Raw genomic sequence first — 16,272 nt, 5'->3', positions numbered from 1 at the left:
ACTTACAAACTTGTCTGATGCGCGTCGATAAGTTCGTTCATCTTCGCCTCTGCCGCTTGCTGTGCTTGTGCATAGCTCATATCCGCAGGGAAAAGGTTGATGACTTCGTAGTAACATTTTAGTTTTGGCTCGGTACCCGAAGGGCGAACAATCACACGAGACTGATCTTCTAGGTGATAAATCAATACGTCACTTGCTGGTAAGTCAATGGATTCTTCTGAGCCGTCATCAAACATGCGAACTGATGTTTTTAGATCTTCAGTTACTGCTACTTTTTTACCAGCAATCTCTGTTGGTGGGTTTGCACGGAGCTTGTCACCGATTGGTGGAGAGTTCGGGTCGAGAGCGATACTGCGCTGCGCGTTAAAGTAGAAACCGTGCTCGCGGTACAGTTCTTCCAGTTTATCCCATAGTGTTTTGCCTTGAGCTTTAAGTTTACCTGTTAGCTGAGCAAATGCGACGATTGCAGATAAACCATCTTTATCCCACACTTTGTTACCCACGGTATAACCGAGCGCTTCTTCATAAGCAAACAAGAATGGATTGGCTTCTGTCTCTTGCTCCATGGCAACGTTAGTGAGCCATTTGAAGCCTGTTAACGTTTGGTAGTATTGGGCGCCATGCGCTTTGGCAATGCTACTCAGCATTCTTGATGATACGATGGTGTTGCCAACCAGAGCGTTAGGTTGCTGTTCTAGCAAGTAATCGCCAAACAGTGAACCCACTTGGTCGCCGGTTAACATTTGGTATTCGCCATCTGGGCGTTTGACCGCCACTGCAAAACGGTCGGCATCTGGATCGTTGGCACAAGCGATATCAGCATCTACGGACTTACCTAACGCCATCACCATATCCATTGCTCCCGCTTCTTCAGGGTTTGGGAAGTTGACGGTTGGGAAGCTACCATCAGGTTCGCGCTGTTCCTTAACACTTGCCACTTTTTTGAAGCCAGCGTCTGCGAGGAGCGTTTCCGCCATATTCGCGCCAACGCCATGCATCGCAGTGTAAGCGATAGAAATATCGGTGTTGTTGTCAGGAGTAAGCAGCGCGTTTTCGTTCATCGTTTTACGGTAAGTTTGGTAGTAGTCGTCTTCCAACCAAACTAACAAACCGTGCTGTTTTGCATCATCGAGAGACATTAAAGGTAATGGCTTCGTTGTTGCGTCATCAATTTTCGCTGCGATTCCAGAGTCGTGTGGAGGAATGATTTGTGCGCCATTCTCCCAATATACTTTAAAGCCATTGTACTCTGGTGGATTGTGGCTAGCGGTAACAACAACAGCGGCCGCAGCATTCAATGTTCGGACACCAAACGCAACAATTGGGGTTGCTGCAACATCGTACGTTAGGTAAACCTTGATACCAAGGGCTGTCAGTACGGACGCGGTATCATGCGCGAATTGTTTCGAATCAGGACGACCGTCGTAGCCAATAACGACACCACGACTTGCGGCATCTTTGACTTGCTCTAGCAAATAGTTTCCTAGGCCAGTGGCTGTCTCTTGAATCACCAAACGGTTCATTCGGTTTGGACCTGCACCCACTTTGCCGCGTAACCCTGCTGTACCAAAGGCAAGGCGCGATCCAAAGCGATCAGTAAGCTCTTGTTCATTATTTGTATCGACGAGGTGTTGTAGCTCTTCGCGAGTCTTAGGATCAGGGTCTCGTTCTAGCCATTGAGTAATTAGTGCTGTCATATCAATCATTCCTTAGTAGGGGGCGCCTACTTTCTTGGACACTTCGTTTTGTAAGTATCTCAATGTTTTCTTTTAAATTAATGTAAATGGTTCTCAATTACATTTCAAAGAGGGCAATCGATAAACCGAATTAATTTTTTTATCCGAACAAAATTTAATCATATTTAATTTCTTGAAGAACCTTGGAACTATAACTAGCCTTTTAACATAAATATAACAAACCGTGTCGAAATCGTAGTTTTTGTGATTTTTCGTAAAGTTGTTCGATATTTGCATCGGGACGCAAGGAAGCTCGCGCAAGCGTAGCGGCTGAGCAGAGGAGAGATCTTTTGAAAAGATTAACGACTACTCTAGCCTTATCACTGAATGTGATTTTAATCACATTATCCTCTTTCAGTTGGTCAAAGGAAAGTGACTACAACATGACCAAAGGGGTCACAGCGATAAGTGGGCAAGTGTATGAATTACATATGCTGATTTTCTATATCTGCTGCGTAATTGCTTTGATTGTATTTGGTGTCATGTTCTATTCCATCTTTCGTCATCGCAAGTCAAAAGGAGCAGTTGCCGCACATTTCCACGAAAGTACAAAAGTGGAAATTATCTGGACAGTCATACCTATCATCATTCTTGTCGCCATGGCGATTCCCGCAACGAAAACTTTAGTCGCAATGGAAGACACAAGCCAATCAGATATCACGGTCAAGATCACAGGCTCGCAATGGAAATGGCATTACAGCTATTTTGGTGAAGATGTTGAGTTCTTCAGTTTGCTTGCCACCAGCCAAAAGCAAATTGATGGTATCGAGACAAAAGGCGCGCATTATCTATTGGAAGTAGACAACCCTTTGGTGTTGCCTGTGAATCGCAAAGTGCGTTTTTTGATGACTTCTGATGATGTTATTCACTCATGGTGGGTGCCGGATTTTGCTGTCAAGAAAGACACCATCCCTGGTTTTATTAATGAAGCATGGACAAGAATTGATGAGCCAGGCGTATATCGCGGTCAATGTGCGGAGCTATGTGGTCGTGCACACGGGTTCATGCCGGTGGTGGTGCATGCGATGGAAGAAGAAAAGTTTGATGAATGGTTAGCGAGTAAGAAGGAAGAAATCGCACTTCAAAAAGCGGCGGCACAAGAGGCGCTCTCTCAAGATTTATCCATGGATGAGTTGATGTCGCAGGGCGAATCGATATACACGGCGCGTTGTGCTGTGTGCCATCAGGCTAATGGTGAGGGGATTCCGGGTGCATTTCCCGCGATTAAGGGCAGTCCTATCGCAACAGGCCCAATTTCAGAGCACATTGATGTGATTGTGAATGGCCGTCCGGGCACTGCAATGCAGTCTTTTTCGAACCAGTTAAGTGACAAAGAAATTGCTGCGGTCATCACATACCAGCGAAACGCATGGGGCAACGACACTGGTGATAGGGTGCAAGCATCCGATGTGAATGCCTTTAAGGCACAAGGCAGTGCTAAGGAGGAAATATGAGTAAGCCAATAGAAAAGGCAGTGAAGTCTGCTCCAGCGGAAGCCAGTGCAAACAGTACCATTGCGATTGATGATGACCATGATCATCATGCTCCCCAAGGTATTGCTCGTTGGCTGTATTCCACAAACCATAAAGATATTGGCACCCTGTACCTTTGGTTTAGTTTTGCGATGTTTCTGACTGGTGGTGCGATGGCGATGGTCATTCGTGCCGAATTATTCCAGCCTGGACTTCAGCTGGTTGATCCACAGTTTTTTAATCAAATGACTACGGTACACGGTTTGGTGATGGTGTTTGGTGCTGTGATGCCAGCATTTACGGGCCTTGCTAACTGGATGATTCCAATGATGATCGGTGCTCCAGATATGGCGCTACCTCGCATGAACAACTTGAGCTTTTGGATTCTACCTTTTGCATTTCTTGTTTTATTGAGCTCGTTGTTTTTACCTGGCGGCGGCCCCGATTTTGGCTGGACGTTCTATGCTCCGTTGTCCACGACTTATGGCCCAGATAGCACCGCGCTGTTTGTATTCTCTGTTCACATCATGGGTATCAGCTCCATCATGGGCGCGATAAACGTTATCGTGACGATAGTAAATATGCGAGCTCCGGGAATGACTTGGTTCAAGTTACCAATGTTTGTTTGGACTTGGTTAATCACCGCTTTCTTATTGATCGCGGTTATGCCGGTATTAGCGGGTGCGGTGACGATGGTTCTTACTGACAAATATTTCGGGACTAGCTTCTTTGATGCAGCTGGTGGCGGCGATCCGGTGATGTTTCAACACATCTTTTGGTTCTTTGGTCACCCAGAAGTGTACATCATGATTTTACCGTCGTTTGGCATCATTTCTGCCATCCTTCCTGCTTTCAGTGGCAAGAAGCTGTTTGGTTATCATTCGATGGTTTACGCGACGTGCAGCATTGCGTTGTTGTCTTTCCTTGTGTGGGCGCATCACATGTTTACAACGGGGATGCCAGTTTTTGCAGAGCTTTTCTTTATGTATTGCACCATGCTGATTGCGGTACCAACAGGGGTGAAAGTCTTTAACTGGGTCGCCACCATGTGGCGTGGGGCTCTGACATTTGAAACGCCAATGTTGTTTGCCATTGCCTTTATTGTGCTCTTTACGATTGGCGGTTTCTCGGGATTGATGCTGGCAATTGTGCCGGCGGATTTCCAATATCATGACACTTACTTCGTGGTTGCGCATTTCCACTATGTGTTGGTATCTGGTGCCGTATTCTCGATTATGGCGGCAGCGTACTATTGGTTACCTAAGTGGACAGGCAATATGTACGACCACAAGCTGAGTTTGTGGCATTTCTGGTGCTCGATTATTTCAGTTAATGTTTTGTTTTTCCCGATGCACTTTCTAGGTTTAGCGGGTATGCCAAGACGTATCCCGGATTACGCTATTCAGTTTGCTGATGTCAATCAAATCGTCTCCATTGGTGGATTTGCGTTTGGGTTGTCACAATTGATCTTTTTATGGGTGGTGATTAGTTGTATTCGTGGCGGTGAAAAGGCCGCTGCAAAACCGTGGGAACGTGCGGAGGGCTTAGAATGGACGGTGCCAAGCCCGGCGCCCCATCATACGTTTACTACGCCGCCTAAAGTCGATTAGAAACGAATAGGGTGAGTGAGATGAAACCGAATCCATCAAACAAAAAGCTCACAGTGAAGTTGCTTTTAGCGACCCTTTTGATGTTCGGGTTTGGCTACGCACTTGTCCCATTGTATGACGTAATGTGCGATGCACTGGGTATCAATGGAAAAACAAGTGAAGTGGCCGCCATTCAACCAACTGGTATGCAACCGGATATGAGCCGAACCATTCGCGTGGAGTTTATGTCGCATGTAAGCCCCGATATGCCTTGGGAGTTTAAACCCAAAGTGATTTCGATGGACGTTCATCCCGGTGAAGTCGTGCAAACCGAATACCTTGCATTTAATGAAAGCGGGCAGAAGTTGGTAGGGCAAGCCGTTCCCTCTGTTTCTCCCGGGAATGGTGCCGCTTATTTCAATAAGATTGAGTGCTTTTGTTTTAACCAACAGCCTTTGGATGGCAAACAACAAGCTCAAATGCCGTTGATTTTTTATATCGAACCGGACTTACCGGAGTCGATACACACGTTAACGCTGTCTTACACACTCTATAAACTTCCCCCTCCTACAGGTTCTTAGCCACTCAAGGAGAGAGATACAGACCAAGGCTGGTCAGTAAGGAGAGAAATTATGAGTAACAAGCCAGGAACATATTATGTTCCCGCTCAAAGTAGCTGGCCGATCATCGGTGCGTTTGCTCTATTTTTAGTTGCCGTTGGTGCAGGAATGACCGTTCAGGGGACACAAAGTGAAGGGGCTGTGGGAACCATTGGTAGCATTGTGCTAGCGGTAGGTTTTCTGTTCTTGCTTTACATGTTGGCGGGCTGGTTTAGTAATGTGATTACTGAGTCACTGAGTGGAAAATACAGCTCACAAATTACTCGTTCTTTTCGCCAAGGGATGAGCTGGTTCATCTTCTCTGAAGTGATGTTTTTTGGTGCCTTTTTTGGTGCGCTATTTTACGCCAGGATGATTTCTGTGCCTTGGTTAGGTGGGGCAGATAACAACTTCATGACCAACGAGGTTTTGTGGCCAACCTTCGAAGCTATGTGGCCACTCACACTGACTCCGGGTGGAGAAACAACGCAAGCTATGCCGTGGCAGGGCATTCCCCTTACTAATACTATTTTGCTGTTATTGTCGTCGATTACACTGCATATGGCGCACATAAGCCTTGAAAAAGACAAAAGAACGGCACTGATTGTTTGGTTGGAAATCACCATCGTGCTTGCGGGCTTTTTCCTATATTACCAAGCGGTTGAGTATGCTCATGCTTATCAAGAAATGGGGCTCACGTTGCAATCTGGTATCTACGGAAACACCTTCTTTATGCTGACGGGTTTTCACGGTTTGCACGTTTGTCTTGGGACGATTTTCTTAATCGTATTATTGCTCCGAATCGCTAAAGATCATTTTTCGTCTAAGAACCATTTTGCCTTCCAAGCAGGTAGTTGGTATTGGCACTTTGTGGATGTGGTTTGGTTATGTCTATTTGTGTTCGTGTACGTGCTGTAGGTGCATTGGGCGATTAGTAAGGACGGGGATTCGGAGCCAGCCAGCCTGAACTGAGCGCAATAAGTAGAAGGATAACTACTAAAGCGGAGAACATGACTCGACGGCCTAAGTAATGACTCATAGGTTTGTCTCTTTTTTCGGGATTATCTGGGTCTTCACGAACCATTTCGATAAGCGCTTTTGCGAGGTTGAAGATAATGAAAAGCAGCAAAAGGACAAGCGTCAGTTTGAATAGAAATACGGTGGACATAGCACCTCCGGTTTCATCGTTGTTGTTATCAAGACAATTATGGCTATCGAAACGGTTTTGGGTTGCAGTTGGTTTAACTGTGGTTGTGTTTTCTCTTTTGGTCAAACTGGGTTTTTGGCAGCTTGAAAGAGGGCAAGAGAAACAGGCTTTGGAGCAAGCCATTCTTGCGCGAGCGGATAGTGCGTACCAAGCATTAGGCGAAGTTCTTGAAGAAAACGATTGGAGAGAAGGCAGCATTCTCGGGAAAAAAGTGGAAGCTAATGTTGTTCCTCAGGCGTTTCCCGTAATTTTACTGGATAACCAAACGCATCAGGGCAATGTGGGCTATTTAGCATTTCAGATTGTCTCTATGAGTGATGAATCAGGAACCTATGCATTATTAGAGCTTGGTTTTTTGGAGGGAATAGCAGATCGTTCAGTATTACCAACCGTCACAACACTCGAAGTGTCGACCTTTATCACGGGACGTCTGTACCGAAAATCTGCTAACCCGCTGAGCTCTGAATTAATGCCAGAAGTTGGCGATGCCATTCGTGTGCAGAACCTGAATATCGCGCAACTGAATCAGCTACTTAATATTGAACTTATGCCCGCAGTCTTGCAGCCAGACAATCTAAAAAATTGGCCTTACGACTTTCCTTGGAACCCATTGCCGCTCAACAGCGCCAAGCATTTCGGTTATTCGATTCAGTGGTTTTCGATGGCGGGCGTTTTCTTATTATTGACCTTAATTGTTTTTGTTCGTTGGCAAAGAAAGTTGCGTCACATGGAGGTGAAGCATGACATCTAAAGTAACCAAAGGGCGGCTAATGTTGATTGCGTTGGTGTGTACGTTTGCGCTTCCTGCCGTCATCGCTAAGGTCATTCTCACCCAAGGGTGGTATCAAAGCGGTGTGACCAATAGAGGTGTGTTGGTTGAACCATACACAACGTTAGAGCTACTTGGTCAAGAGTCCCCACTCAAGGAGCACAGGTGGCAACTCGCTTATGTTTTACCTAATGAGTGCACAGAACAATGCAGGCAGCAGCTTTACCTGCTTCAGCAAAGCCATGTCGCTTTAGGAAAATATCAAGAGCGTGTGGTGCCGGTGCTTTGGCAGACAGAGTTGTCCGGTACCGTAGATGTATCGATGACGACAATGCAAATGAATCAATCGGTTACCGCCAAAGTGAAACCCGGACAAATGTTAATCGTTGATCCTCTGGGGCAATTGGTGATGTCTTACTCGCCAAAACCGAATGAAGATTTAGTCTCGTTCAACAAAGGTATGTTGGCGGATTTACGCAAGCTCTTAAAATTGTCACGAGTTGGTTAGAAAGGGGCGTATATGAAGTTAATTCAGTTGGTTAAATTCAGTTTGCTCCTAACTTTCGTGGTGATCATGTTAGGCGCATATACTCGCCTTTCTGATGCAGGGTTAGGTTGCCCTGATTGGCCCGGCTGCTATGGGCATCTTGCTGTGCCTCATCAAGAAGAAGACGTAATACGTGCCAATCTTAATTTCCCTGAACGGGCTGTTGAGCATGAGAAAGCATGGCTTGAAATGATTCATCGCTATTTTGCAGGAACGCTGGGTCTGGTCATTTTTGCTATGACAGTGATATCAACGAGATCTGAGCGCGTGAATCCTACTATTCCGATGCTTCTCAGTGTACTGGTGGTCGGGCAAGCACTTTTGGGGATGTGGACCGTGACGCTCAAATTAATGCCAGTCATCGTAATGCTTCATCTGCTTGGTGGATTTACTTTACTGGTTCTGCAGGCGATTTTTTACTGTCAGTTAAAAGCGCAAAATAATCTCTATTTCTCTCCATCTTCCAGCTCGCTGCGAGGCTTCTCATTATTGGTTTTTCTGGTTGTTTTTATGCAGGTGCTGCTAGGAGGGTGGACTTCGTCAAACTATGCCGCGCTCATGTGCACCTCACTGCCGATTTGTGAGGGAGATTGGATGAGTCATCTCTCATGGAAAGAGGCGTTTTCTTTCTGGCAAACCGGATTCGAGAATTACGAGTTTGGTGTATTAGAGTATCCCGCAAGAATGACCATACATGTTACGCATCGCCTCGGTGCGATGGTCACCGCTACCGTCGTATTGGCTTATAGCATTATGCTCATGAGGCAAGATTCCCATCATTCACAGCGCATTGGAGGATGGTTACTACTCACTTTAGCGTGTCAAATTATGTTGGGCGTGAGCAACGTTGTATTCCAACTTCCGATTTATGTCGCCGTGGCACATAACTTGGGTGCCGCCATTATGTTGAGTCTTGTTTGTGTGAGTCAGTTTTATTTGTGGCAGGGCAAAAAAGCTTGGAGTTACACCGCGAAAGGAGTTCGCTATGAGTAAAGAAATCGCACTGTCGTTAAATGAGCGAAAGCGACTAAGTTCCGTTTATTTGAAGTTAACGAAGCCTAAAGTAGTCGCATTAATGCTGGTGACGGCCGTTGTCGGGATGAGTTTAGCGCCTGTTACTGAGTTTCCTTGGTTGCAGGCGGCGGTTGGCCTAACAGGCATTGGTTTGATGGCAGGCTCCGCGGCTGCGTTTAATCACCTGATTGACCGCCGCATTGATGCGAGAATGTCTCGGACACACAAACGTCCGTTGCCATCGGGTGAAGCTAAGCCGTTATCAGTGATAACCTTTGCGACGGCGTTAGGCGTCATAGGGTTTGTTCTTTTATATGCTCTGGTCAACCCACTGACGGCATGGCTGACTTTGATGAGTTTACTCGGCTATGCGATGGTGTACACCATGTACCTCAAACGCGCTACTCCGCAAAATATCGTAATTGCAGGTATTGCGGGTGCGATGCCGCCTCTTCTCGGTTGGACTGCCGTAACAGGGCATTTGCATGCGAATGCTTGGCTGCTTGTGATGATCATTTTTATCTGGACGCCACCACACTTTTGGGCACTCGCAATTCATCGCGTAGAGGACTATCGTAAGGTGGATATTCCAATGTTGCCAGTGACACATGGTATCGAGTACACCAAAACTTCCATTCTGTTGTATACAGTATTGTTGACGTTGGTTTGTGTGCTGCCGGTGTTGGTTGGAATGGTCGGCGTAGTTTATCTTTTTGCCTCGTTACTACTTAACGCTGGCTTTATGTACCATGCATGGAAGCTAAAATACGCGCCAGAGCCCAATACCGCGATGGAGGCGTTTAAATTTTCTATCTATCACCTTTTTGCGTTGTTCATTGCATTGCTTTCGGATCACTATATTGGTTTGTAGCCTCTCTTTAAACAGAAAACGCCGCGTGGTTCGCGGCGTTTTTGGTTTTGATAGTTGGGCTTTAATGCAAAGTTTCTAGAGTTATTGAATCTCTAACAATTCAACATCAAAGATCAAAACACTTGCTGGTGGAATTGGGCCTGAGCCACTTTTGCCATAACCGAGCGTGCTTGGTACGAAAAGGCGGATTTTTTCACCTTCGACCATGTATTGTAGGCCTTCTTGCCAGCCTTTAATGACTTGGTTAAGACCAAACGAAATTGGCTCACCGCGATTAACGGAGCTATCAAACACAGTGCCATCAATCAACGTGCCGTGGTAGTGCACTTTGACTTTGCTTGTCGCGGTTGGGTGAACCTCACCTTCGCCTTTTTCAAGAACAATATATTGAAGACCACTTTCTGTTGTAATGACACCTTCTTTCTTCGCATTCTCGAGCAAGAATGCTTGGCCTTTCGCAAAGTTTTCATCCGCTACTTTATGGTTTGTCCAAGTACGGTAAATGAAAAAGCCCGCCAGAATGAAAATAATGAGAGGGAACAAAAATTTAGACACGTAAGCTCCTTGTCTATTTAGGTTGTTTTAGCAAATAGTTAATGGTTTCTGCCATGGCTTCGACGCTGTCATGACCACCAGTAATGACTTGGTATTTTCCATTAACGATAAAGGCTGGAACGGAGTTAATTTGGCCGCGAGTTGTGATCGCTTCTGCCTTAGTGATGTGCTCAAACAGCGTTTTTTGCTGTGCTTCATCTAAATGGTAAGGGCTGATAAGGTTGCGAGATTCAAAGGCTTTCTCTACGGCGATTTGACGTTCCTCAGCAGTCGCATCAGGACCCATTTGTACGGCAGCAAAAAGATCCGCCATAAATGCTTTGTCAGGTGTCGACTCTAGTTGCATGACTGCAGTGTAGAAGATGATGGCGCTTACTTGTGCACTTTCATTGAAAGTTACATGCATTTTTTCAACGCTTTGCTCGGTCAATGATTCAATTTGAGGGACAAACTCTTCCATTGAACGGCAGTGGCCGCAAGTTAGGGCAAAAGCTTCTGTCAATGGCGCCAAATCATATTCTTCAAGGGATACAGGCAAAACTTCGTATTGTTTGCCTTGCTGAGGCTGAGTGTTGCCGCTATCGCATGCCGACAAAGCCATCATAGCGGCAATCACAGCAAAGCCTTTCGATATGGTTTTTAACATAATAATGCTCTAAGTAAGAAATTTGCGTTAGTTTATCGGTTAACGATAGTGACTAAAACCATTAAGTAACAATAAAGTGAGACGATTGGTAACAGGCTTTTCCTGATGTGTAGGCTGCAGGGGGGTATTTGGGCATCTCTTTTTATTTGAGAGATACTTGATATTGATTCCAGTGGCATGAACGCTGCATATACAAACCAATCGGTGGATAAAAGCGCTAAAGATTTGGCGTGTTTTGTCGACACAATGAACAAGAGTTTTTCTACGTTGGTAATGGTATGAAGCAGTGGTTTTTAATTGTTTGCGGCATTCTGACTGGGTGCAGTAGCCTTGATCAAGACATGGTTCCTGGCGGGAATATTTTAGATACAGCTCCTAAAACAAACACCGAGCTGAGACATCCTGAGTGGGGCTATCCGAGCGCCTCCAGTGTGGCTTCTTCACCTCGCACGTATCAGACTGAGAGGGCATCAGTAAAAAAGTCGCAAAATGTGACCTCTCTGGAAATGTTTCTGAACAGGCACAATATTCCTCATGAGACACTCAGTGGCGGTCACTTAATGATACGTTTGAAAGAGCAAGTGCATTTTCAAACTGGCTCTGCTCAGTTATCAGCGCAATCTCAAGACTGGATTCGAAACATTGGTCACTATCTAGCAGGAAGAACGGATGTGGATGTCGTGATCGATGGCCATGCCGATAGCACAGGAGCTGCCAGCTTTAATGACACGTTGTCAGAAAAGCGAGCTCGTGAAGTGGAAAAGCAACTACTGGCGACGAGTATTCCTCGTCAACGCGTATTTTCTAGAGGTTTTGGCGAGTATGTGCCGCAGTGCAGTAATTCGACAGCCAGTGGCAAAGCTTGTAATCGACGCGTAGAGCTAACGCTGATCGTTGATGAGTAAGGCGATGGCTGGTCGATAAACTACGTCGTGTCGTTTTCACTGAGCCCTTATGTGTTTACTGGCGTTTCCGTCTGGGAATGAGCAAGAAGAGTGAACCCAAAGGCTAGGCATAGCAACGAGCAGCTAGACTGAATAGAAAAGAGGCACCTGTATGGTGCCTCTTTTACATCCGCCAATGTTCATAGGGGGAACTTAGGCAAATTCTTTTTCAACGTAAGCGACGATGTCAGATGACTCGTATAGCCACTGTGTTTCGCCATCTTTTTCGATACGTAGGCAAGGGACTTTAATTCGTCCACCACCTTGCTCTAGTTCAGTTCGATGAGTCGGGTTATTTTTTGCATCACGTAGCTCAATGTTCACTGACTGACGCTTCATTGCACGGCGGACTTTTACGCAAAAAGGGCAAGCTTCAAATTGGTAAAGTGCGTATTGCTTTGCTTTTTCATCAATACGTTGTTGTTCTTCTGCACTGCGTTTAACACCACGAGGTGAGAACACGGCGTTCAGCAATAAGATAACCTTGCCTAAAATCCAACGGATAAACTTCATAATGATCCCTTGATGTTCATTGGGTAATTGTCCTTTAAAAATGCAATCATGATGCTTGTTGCATTGAGCGTGAAGTCTATCAGTTGTTTGAAATGGATAAAACCATGTATTTTATGCGGAAAATAAGCGTTTTAACTTGCCCCAAAAGCCGCTAGTCGAAGCTGGACTGGCTTCTCTACCTAGATAAAAGCTTTGCATCAGTTCGGTTCTGAATGCATCAACATCCATGCGTTTTACAACAAGCTCGTGTTGCAATGTATTCTGAGTTTGCTCGGCATGATCGTGCGCCAAGCTAAAGTCCATATTCAAATAGCCTTGAGTATAAAGCCAAAGGTGGGTTATCAAGATAAGGTCTTCTGCGGACTGGTTAGTGAACTTATCCGCGTGCTCATCACCCAAGGAGTCAGTCAGCACTTGCTGCATTTGCTGGGCAGAGTGCGCGTGTTGCTCATAGTTAGCGCTGGCTTCAATATGCGACTTAGTCAAAAGACCAAGCAGGTGAAGAGTAGGCGCCGTGGCGGGTTTGTTCTCACAAACTTTTGTAAACAGTTGTGACTGTTCTTTTAACCAACGTCGCTTTGCCGCTTTATGTTCTTTAACGAAGGGAATTTCTTTGAATCCCATCTCTTGACTCAGTTCACTAAGAGACGTCATGGCTTTTTAGTTCCTTCACCGTTACTTCGACGTGTTGATCGTTGATATCAACAAAAATAGAGCTGCCGGTAATCATAACAGAAAGGCTAGTGCCTCGGTCAAGGTGCTGACAAATCAAGTCGATAGCGTCGTAGTCAAAGCTTTCTACATTGACGGGAAGCATTGAGAACTTTCCTGACATTTTATCCCACCATACCGTCGCTTTAGTGTTATAAGTGTAAACTTTCACATGCTTTGCTAGGCGAGAGGCTTTCTTGATTCTTTCTGGTTCTGGTTCGCCAATTTCAATCCAGTGAGTAATGCTTTGATCATCGCCAACATGCCATAAATCAGGCTCTTCAATTGTAGAAAGCCCTTTCGTAAACTCTAAATTACTTTGAGCGTTTAAGCAGTAAGCTAAAACACGAGCCAGCATTCGTTGAGGTTTTTCTGAAGGGTGAAGGGCGATAGTTAGATTTTTAGAATCGTAATAGTCGTTATTCATATCGGAAATGGCGATACGAAATTTATAAATAGTCGGTTTAAGAGCCATGGATTTATATCGTTTTTGTTGGCAAAAATAAGTTATAGACAAAAAAATAGCCAGCTTTAGAAGCTGGCTATCGTATCAAATTCTTTAAGAATTAAAGTACTTTGATTTGCTCTGCTTGAGGGCCTTTTTGACCTTGAGAGATAACAAATTCTACTTTCTGGCCTTCAACTAGAGTACGGAAGCCGTCACCAGTGATTGCAGAGAAGTGAGCAAATACGTCAGGACCGTTTTCTTGTTGAATGAAACCGAAGCCTTTAGTTTCGTTGAACCACTTAACTGTGCCAGTAGCTGTGTTAGACATGTCTATTTCCTAAATATCTAAATAATGTAATCTTTCGCCTCAACGGCGCTTATAGCGTGGAAAAATAAATTGCTATTGCGTACCACAGGACGACGGGTTACAAGTAATCCAACGAAATGTGAAAACAAAGAACTTTCTTTCTAGCCGTGTTTGAGTCTAGGTTAATTCCACGAAGAGTCAACATATATTAGTGCTTTATGGACAAATATTTGTATTTAGTCACTATTTAACCAGCATGTTTTTGATTAAATTTCAAATAAATGACGGTGATGTGAAGTTTTTCAGCATAAAATTCAACTAAATCTATAAATTTGACTTATTTATATAATTATTGTCCAATCTGGTTCGACCATTAAGGAGGATTTATGGCAAAACCTAAAACCAGTCCTCAGCCGAATGAGTTACAACACGAGACCGATTTCGGCAGAGGTGAAATCAAGGACAATGCGTTAAAAGCGGTTGTCACCAGTCAATTGTTCAGAACACGTGTCGTAAAAGCGAAAAAAGGTAAAGGCAGCTTCAGTCGGAAAATGAAGCATAGAGGCAAAGAGCCCTATTCAAAGTTCTCCCCGATGTGGATTTTGAATAGGGCTTTTTTATTGAAGCTGGTTTTTATCAAACTATTCAAATTCAATGGGTTAGTGTTAGTTAAATCACTCTTACCTCACCTTATACTGGCTAGCTTTCTTCTTAAAACTAGACGCTGAAAAGTACCAAATAAGTACTAAAACCTACTAAGTTAGATTCATATCAATAGGAGCCGCTTCCTGTCCGACACCGCTCTGCTATATCTTTAGATCAGACAAAACAGCCGAGATTATGGTTTAAAAAGACTGGTGAGAAGTAGGTATGTCATCGACGAGTTATGGTACTTATGGTTGCAAGTGTACAAAAGCGTGTGCTTCTTTGTTACTACTATGGCTGTCTATTTGCCCGATGACGTATGCGCACAAGTCAGAGTCTCATTCTTTAATTGTTGCTAACTCCAAAGCTTGGAAGCCATTTTCTTACCTTAGCCCAGACGGTGAACCCAAAGGCATTTTGATCGACTTCTGGAAAGCGTATGCGGCGGACAACCAAATTGATGTTCAGTTTCTGCTTCTTGATTGGGAGGCTTCTTTACAGGCCGTAAAAGAGGGGCGTGCTGACTTTCACGCGGGATTGGTTTACTCATCGGAAAGAGCCGATTACTTGGATTTTGGCGCAGTTATCATGCCCATTCAAACTAAATTATATGTCAATCAAGACGTGCTTTCGATTGATGTCAAAAGTGTTTTAGCTGGTGAAATGACGTTGCCAATTGGTGTCGTTAAAGGAAGTTACGAGTCTGAGTTTATTAAGACGAATTATCCTAATGCGCCTATCGCGGAATACATCAATAACGACACGATGATACAGGCTGCTGTCGATAAGAAGGTGCTGTATTTTGTCGCGGACCTTCAAGTTGCTAACTTTTATATGGCAACTATGCCGGGAGCAGGCATGTTTGTTCCTGTAATAAATTTATATAGTAAAGACCTTCGGATTGCAGCAGGGTTGCATAGTTCTGCTTCCATTTTGGATGTCTCTCGAGCGTTTGAAAAAGTTATCGATACAGATCGAGAAAGGATCCTCAATCGGTGGAGTGTGGTGAAAACGGTCTATCCTCTTTATCTCCTACCTATTGCGATTTTCGTTATGGCGGTCGCGACGCTGTATCATATCTTCGCACTCAAACGCATGGTTGCGCTGCGCACAAGACAATTGACGATTGCTAACCAGCAATTGCTGGAGATGACGTTAACGGATTCCCTAACAAAACTCTACAACCGTAGACACTTGATTGAACAATTGGCGCTCTTGAATCACTTGCAGCGAAGCTTGACGGTAATGGTATTTGATATTGATGATTTTAAATCAATTAATGACCAATACGGTCATCTTGTCGGAGATAGAGCGATAGTGGCCGTGGCTGAAACAGCAAAATCAATGACTGATGAACGTATGACATTGGCGAGAATTGGCGGAGAAGAGTTCGCACTCGTGACGGCATCGCTCTCTGAGCGAGAAGCGCGCAACTTTGCTCAAATGCTCTGCAAAGCCGTGTACGAACAACCTATTATCCTTGGCGGGCAAGCGATTCATTTGAGCATTAGCTTAGGCTGCGCATACTACCCTGAATTTACTCACATCGTGAATTTACAAGACGCTGATCAACTGATGTATCAAGGTAAGTCTGAAGGTAAAAATCGCGCTGTGTTTCAAGTCATAACAGACAGCCAGGTTCAACCTGAGCTTCGTCAAGTCCCTTAGCGTTTTTGAGTCACCAATCGCTATTTCTAAA

General features: G+C 44.7%; 19 protein-coding genes. 11 read left to right on the top strand and 8 right to left on the bottom strand.

Annotation, left to right across the window (positions count from 1 at the left end):
• Nucleotides 1-2 precede the first annotated feature (2 nt).
• Nucleotides 3-1,697: a phospho-sugar mutase gene (locus tag CBX98_RS09965; protein WP_047008374.1), complete on the bottom strand. Its 1,695-nt coding sequence runs from the start codon at nt 1,695-1,697 to the stop codon at nt 3-5.
• Between the two features lie 329 nt (nt 1,698-2,026).
• Here CBX98_RS09965 and coxB point away from each other — a divergent pair, with 329 nt between their 5' ends.
• Genes coxB through CBX98_RS09945 form a run of 4 tightly spaced genes read left to right on the top strand, consistent with a single transcriptional unit; the run spans nt 2,027 to nt 6,314 of the window.
• Complete coding sequence (gene coxB, locus CBX98_RS09960) at nt 2,027-3,190, top strand: cytochrome c oxidase subunit II (protein ID WP_109169112.1); 1,164 nt, start codon at nt 2,027-2,029, stop codon at nt 3,188-3,190.
• Nucleotides 3,187-4,818, top strand: coding sequence for a cytochrome c oxidase subunit I (ctaD, locus tag CBX98_RS09955; protein ID WP_109169111.1), 1,632 nt, complete (start codon nt 3,187-3,189; stop codon nt 4,816-4,818). The genes coxB and ctaD overlap by 4 nt, the downstream gene beginning before the upstream one ends.
• A 20-nt stretch (nt 4,819-4,838) precedes the next feature.
• Nucleotides 4,839-5,378, top strand: a complete 540-nt coding sequence (locus CBX98_RS09950; protein ID WP_109169110.1) for a cytochrome c oxidase assembly protein — start codon at nt 4,839-4,841, stop codon at nt 5,376-5,378.
• A 51-nt stretch (nt 5,379-5,429) separates the two neighbouring features.
• Nucleotides 5,430-6,314, top strand: a complete 885-nt coding sequence (locus CBX98_RS09945; protein WP_005391171.1) for a cytochrome c oxidase subunit 3 — start codon at nt 5,430-5,432, stop codon at nt 6,312-6,314.
• A 13-nt stretch (nt 6,315-6,327) separates the two neighbouring features.
• Here CBX98_RS09945 and CBX98_RS09940 read toward each other — a convergent pair whose 3' ends face one another.
• A complete protein-coding gene (locus tag CBX98_RS09940; protein WP_005391169.1) occupies nt 6,328-6,564 on the bottom strand; it encodes a DUF2909 family protein in 237 nt (78 codons plus the stop codon).
• Here CBX98_RS09940 and CBX98_RS09935 point away from each other — a divergent pair.
• The 4 genes from CBX98_RS09935 to cyoE are packed head-to-tail and all read left to right on the top strand — an operon-like array spanning nt 6,512 to nt 9,804.
• Entirely contained in the window at nt 6,512-7,354 is an 843-nt protein-coding gene (locus tag CBX98_RS09935; protein WP_085344323.1) for an SURF1 family protein, read from the top strand. The two genes, CBX98_RS09940 and CBX98_RS09935, sit on opposite strands and share 53 nt — an antisense overlap.
• Nucleotides 7,344-7,880: a hypothetical protein gene (locus CBX98_RS09930; RefSeq protein WP_047008370.1), complete on the top strand. Its 537-nt coding sequence runs from the start codon at nt 7,344-7,346 to the stop codon at nt 7,878-7,880. Before CBX98_RS09935 ends, CBX98_RS09930 begins: the two co-directional genes overlap by 11 nt.
• Nucleotides 7,881-7,892: 12 nt before the next feature.
• On the top strand, nt 7,893-8,912 hold the full coding sequence (locus CBX98_RS09925; RefSeq protein ID WP_109169109.1) for a COX15/CtaA family protein: 1,020 nt from the start codon (nt 7,893-7,895) through the stop codon (nt 8,910-8,912).
• Nucleotides 8,905-9,804 (top strand): heme o synthase, encoded by a 900-nt coding sequence (cyoE, locus tag CBX98_RS09920; RefSeq protein WP_109169108.1) that lies wholly within the window; start codon nt 8,905-8,907, stop codon nt 9,802-9,804. The genes CBX98_RS09925 and cyoE overlap by 8 nt, the downstream gene beginning before the upstream one ends.
• A gap of 81 nt (nt 9,805-9,885) precedes the next feature.
• On the opposite strand, the gene CBX98_RS09915 is transcribed toward cyoE, so the two are convergent.
• Both CBX98_RS09915 and CBX98_RS09910 read right to left on the bottom strand, forming a co-directional pair.
• Nucleotides 9,886-10,359: an FKBP-type peptidyl-prolyl cis-trans isomerase gene (locus tag CBX98_RS09915; RefSeq protein WP_005391162.1), complete on the bottom strand. Its 474-nt coding sequence runs from the start codon at nt 10,357-10,359 to the stop codon at nt 9,886-9,888.
• A 13-nt stretch (nt 10,360-10,372) separates the two neighbouring features.
• Nucleotides 10,373-11,005, bottom strand: coding sequence for a thiol:disulfide interchange protein DsbA/DsbL (locus CBX98_RS09910; protein WP_109169107.1), 633 nt, complete (start codon nt 11,003-11,005; stop codon nt 10,373-10,375).
• Between the two features lie 278 nt (nt 11,006-11,283).
• Here CBX98_RS09910 and CBX98_RS09905 point away from each other — a divergent pair, with 278 nt between their 5' ends.
• Nucleotides 11,284-11,910: an OmpA family protein gene (locus CBX98_RS09905; protein WP_048625248.1), complete on the top strand. Its 627-nt coding sequence runs from the start codon at nt 11,284-11,286 to the stop codon at nt 11,908-11,910.
• Between the two features lie 192 nt (nt 11,911-12,102).
• On the opposite strand, the gene CBX98_RS09900 is transcribed toward CBX98_RS09905, so the two are convergent.
• The 4 genes from CBX98_RS09900 to CBX98_RS09885 all read right to left on the bottom strand — a co-directional run bounded on the left by CBX98_RS09900 (nt 12,103) and on the right by CBX98_RS09885 (nt 13,949).
• A complete protein-coding gene (locus CBX98_RS09900; protein ID WP_046873702.1) occupies nt 12,103-12,462 on the bottom strand; it encodes a glutaredoxin in 360 nt (119 codons plus the stop codon).
• A 111-nt stretch (nt 12,463-12,573) separates the two neighbouring features.
• Entirely contained in the window at nt 12,574-13,116 is a 543-nt protein-coding gene (locus tag CBX98_RS09895) for a hypothetical protein (RefSeq protein ID WP_046873701.1), read from the bottom strand.
• The gene (locus CBX98_RS09890; protein ID WP_005391156.1) at nt 13,103-13,648 is read right to left on the bottom strand and encodes a YaeQ family protein; all 546 of its coding nucleotides are present in this window, start codon (nt 13,646-13,648) and stop codon (nt 13,103-13,105) included. The genes CBX98_RS09895 and CBX98_RS09890 overlap by 14 nt, the downstream gene beginning before the upstream one ends.
• A 91-nt stretch (nt 13,649-13,739) precedes the next feature.
• Nucleotides 13,740-13,949, bottom strand: coding sequence for a cold-shock protein (locus CBX98_RS09885; RefSeq protein ID WP_005375625.1), 210 nt, complete (start codon nt 13,947-13,949; stop codon nt 13,740-13,742).
• A gap of 365 nt (nt 13,950-14,314) precedes the next feature.
• Here CBX98_RS09885 and CBX98_RS09880 point away from each other — a divergent pair, with 365 nt between their 5' ends.
• Together CBX98_RS09880 and CBX98_RS09875 are read left to right on the top strand one after the other, a co-directional pair.
• The gene (locus tag CBX98_RS09880; protein WP_046873700.1) at nt 14,315-14,656 is read left to right on the top strand and encodes a ribosome alternative rescue factor ArfA; all 342 of its coding nucleotides are present in this window, start codon (nt 14,315-14,317) and stop codon (nt 14,654-14,656) included.
• A 142-nt stretch (nt 14,657-14,798) separates the two neighbouring features.
• Nucleotides 14,799-16,241: a sensor domain-containing diguanylate cyclase gene (locus CBX98_RS09875; protein ID WP_046873699.1), complete on the top strand. Its 1,443-nt coding sequence runs from the start codon at nt 14,799-14,801 to the stop codon at nt 16,239-16,241.
• The last annotated feature ends 31 nt before the right edge of the window (nt 16,242-16,272 follow it).

It is taken from the genome of Vibrio sp. T9, assembly GCF_003123985.1.
GTDB lineage: Bacteria > Pseudomonadota > Gammaproteobacteria > Enterobacterales > Vibrionaceae > Vibrio > Vibrio diabolicus.
The sequence above is the reverse complement of the archived record's forward strand: the minus strand, read 5'-3'. Positions and strand labels throughout refer to the sequence as shown.

Coding starts and splice junctions, on each gene's coding strand:
- CBX98_RS09935 (WP_085344323.1), top strand. CDS start 6,512: ATGAAAAGCAGCAAAAGGACAAGCGTCAGTTTGAATAGAAATACGGTG.
- CBX98_RS09895 (WP_046873701.1), bottom strand. CDS start 13,116: ATGACGTCTCTTAGTGAACTGAGTCAAGAGATGGGATTCAAAGAAATT.
- CBX98_RS09900 (WP_046873702.1), bottom strand. CDS start 12,462: ATGAAGTTTATCCGTTGGATTTTAGGCAAGGTTATCTTATTGCTGAAC.
- CBX98_RS09910 (WP_109169107.1), bottom strand. CDS start 11,005: ATGTTAAAAACCATATCGAAAGGCTTTGCTGTGATTGCCGCTATGATG.
- CBX98_RS09885 (WP_005375625.1), bottom strand. CDS start 13,949: ATGTCTAACACAGCTACTGGCACAGTTAAGTGGTTCAACGAAACTAAA.
- CBX98_RS09880 (WP_046873700.1), top strand. CDS start 14,315: ATGGCAAAACCTAAAACCAGTCCTCAGCCGAATGAGTTACAACACGAG.
- ctaD (WP_109169111.1), top strand. CDS start 3,187: ATGAGTAAGCCAATAGAAAAGGCAGTGAAGTCTGCTCCAGCGGAAGCC.
- CBX98_RS09965 (WP_047008374.1), bottom strand. CDS start 1,697: ATGACAGCACTAATTACTCAATGGCTAGAACGAGACCCTGATCCTAAG.
- CBX98_RS09875 (WP_046873699.1), top strand. CDS start 14,799: ATGTCATCGACGAGTTATGGTACTTATGGTTGCAAGTGTACAAAAGCG.
- CBX98_RS09925 (WP_109169109.1), top strand. CDS start 7,893: ATGAAGTTAATTCAGTTGGTTAAATTCAGTTTGCTCCTAACTTTCGTG.
- cyoE (WP_109169108.1), top strand. CDS start 8,905: ATGAGTAAAGAAATCGCACTGTCGTTAAATGAGCGAAAGCGACTAAGT.
- CBX98_RS09930 (WP_047008370.1), top strand. CDS start 7,344: ATGACATCTAAAGTAACCAAAGGGCGGCTAATGTTGATTGCGTTGGTG.
- CBX98_RS09950 (WP_109169110.1), top strand. CDS start 4,839: ATGAAACCGAATCCATCAAACAAAAAGCTCACAGTGAAGTTGCTTTTA.
- CBX98_RS09940 (WP_005391169.1), bottom strand. CDS start 6,564: ATGTCCACCGTATTTCTATTCAAACTGACGCTTGTCCTTTTGCTGCTT.
- CBX98_RS09890 (WP_005391156.1), bottom strand. CDS start 13,648: ATGGCTCTTAAACCGACTATTTATAAATTTCGTATCGCCATTTCCGAT.
- CBX98_RS09905 (WP_048625248.1), top strand. CDS start 11,284: ATGAAGCAGTGGTTTTTAATTGTTTGCGGCATTCTGACTGGGTGCAGT.
- CBX98_RS09945 (WP_005391171.1), top strand. CDS start 5,430: ATGAGTAACAAGCCAGGAACATATTATGTTCCCGCTCAAAGTAGCTGG.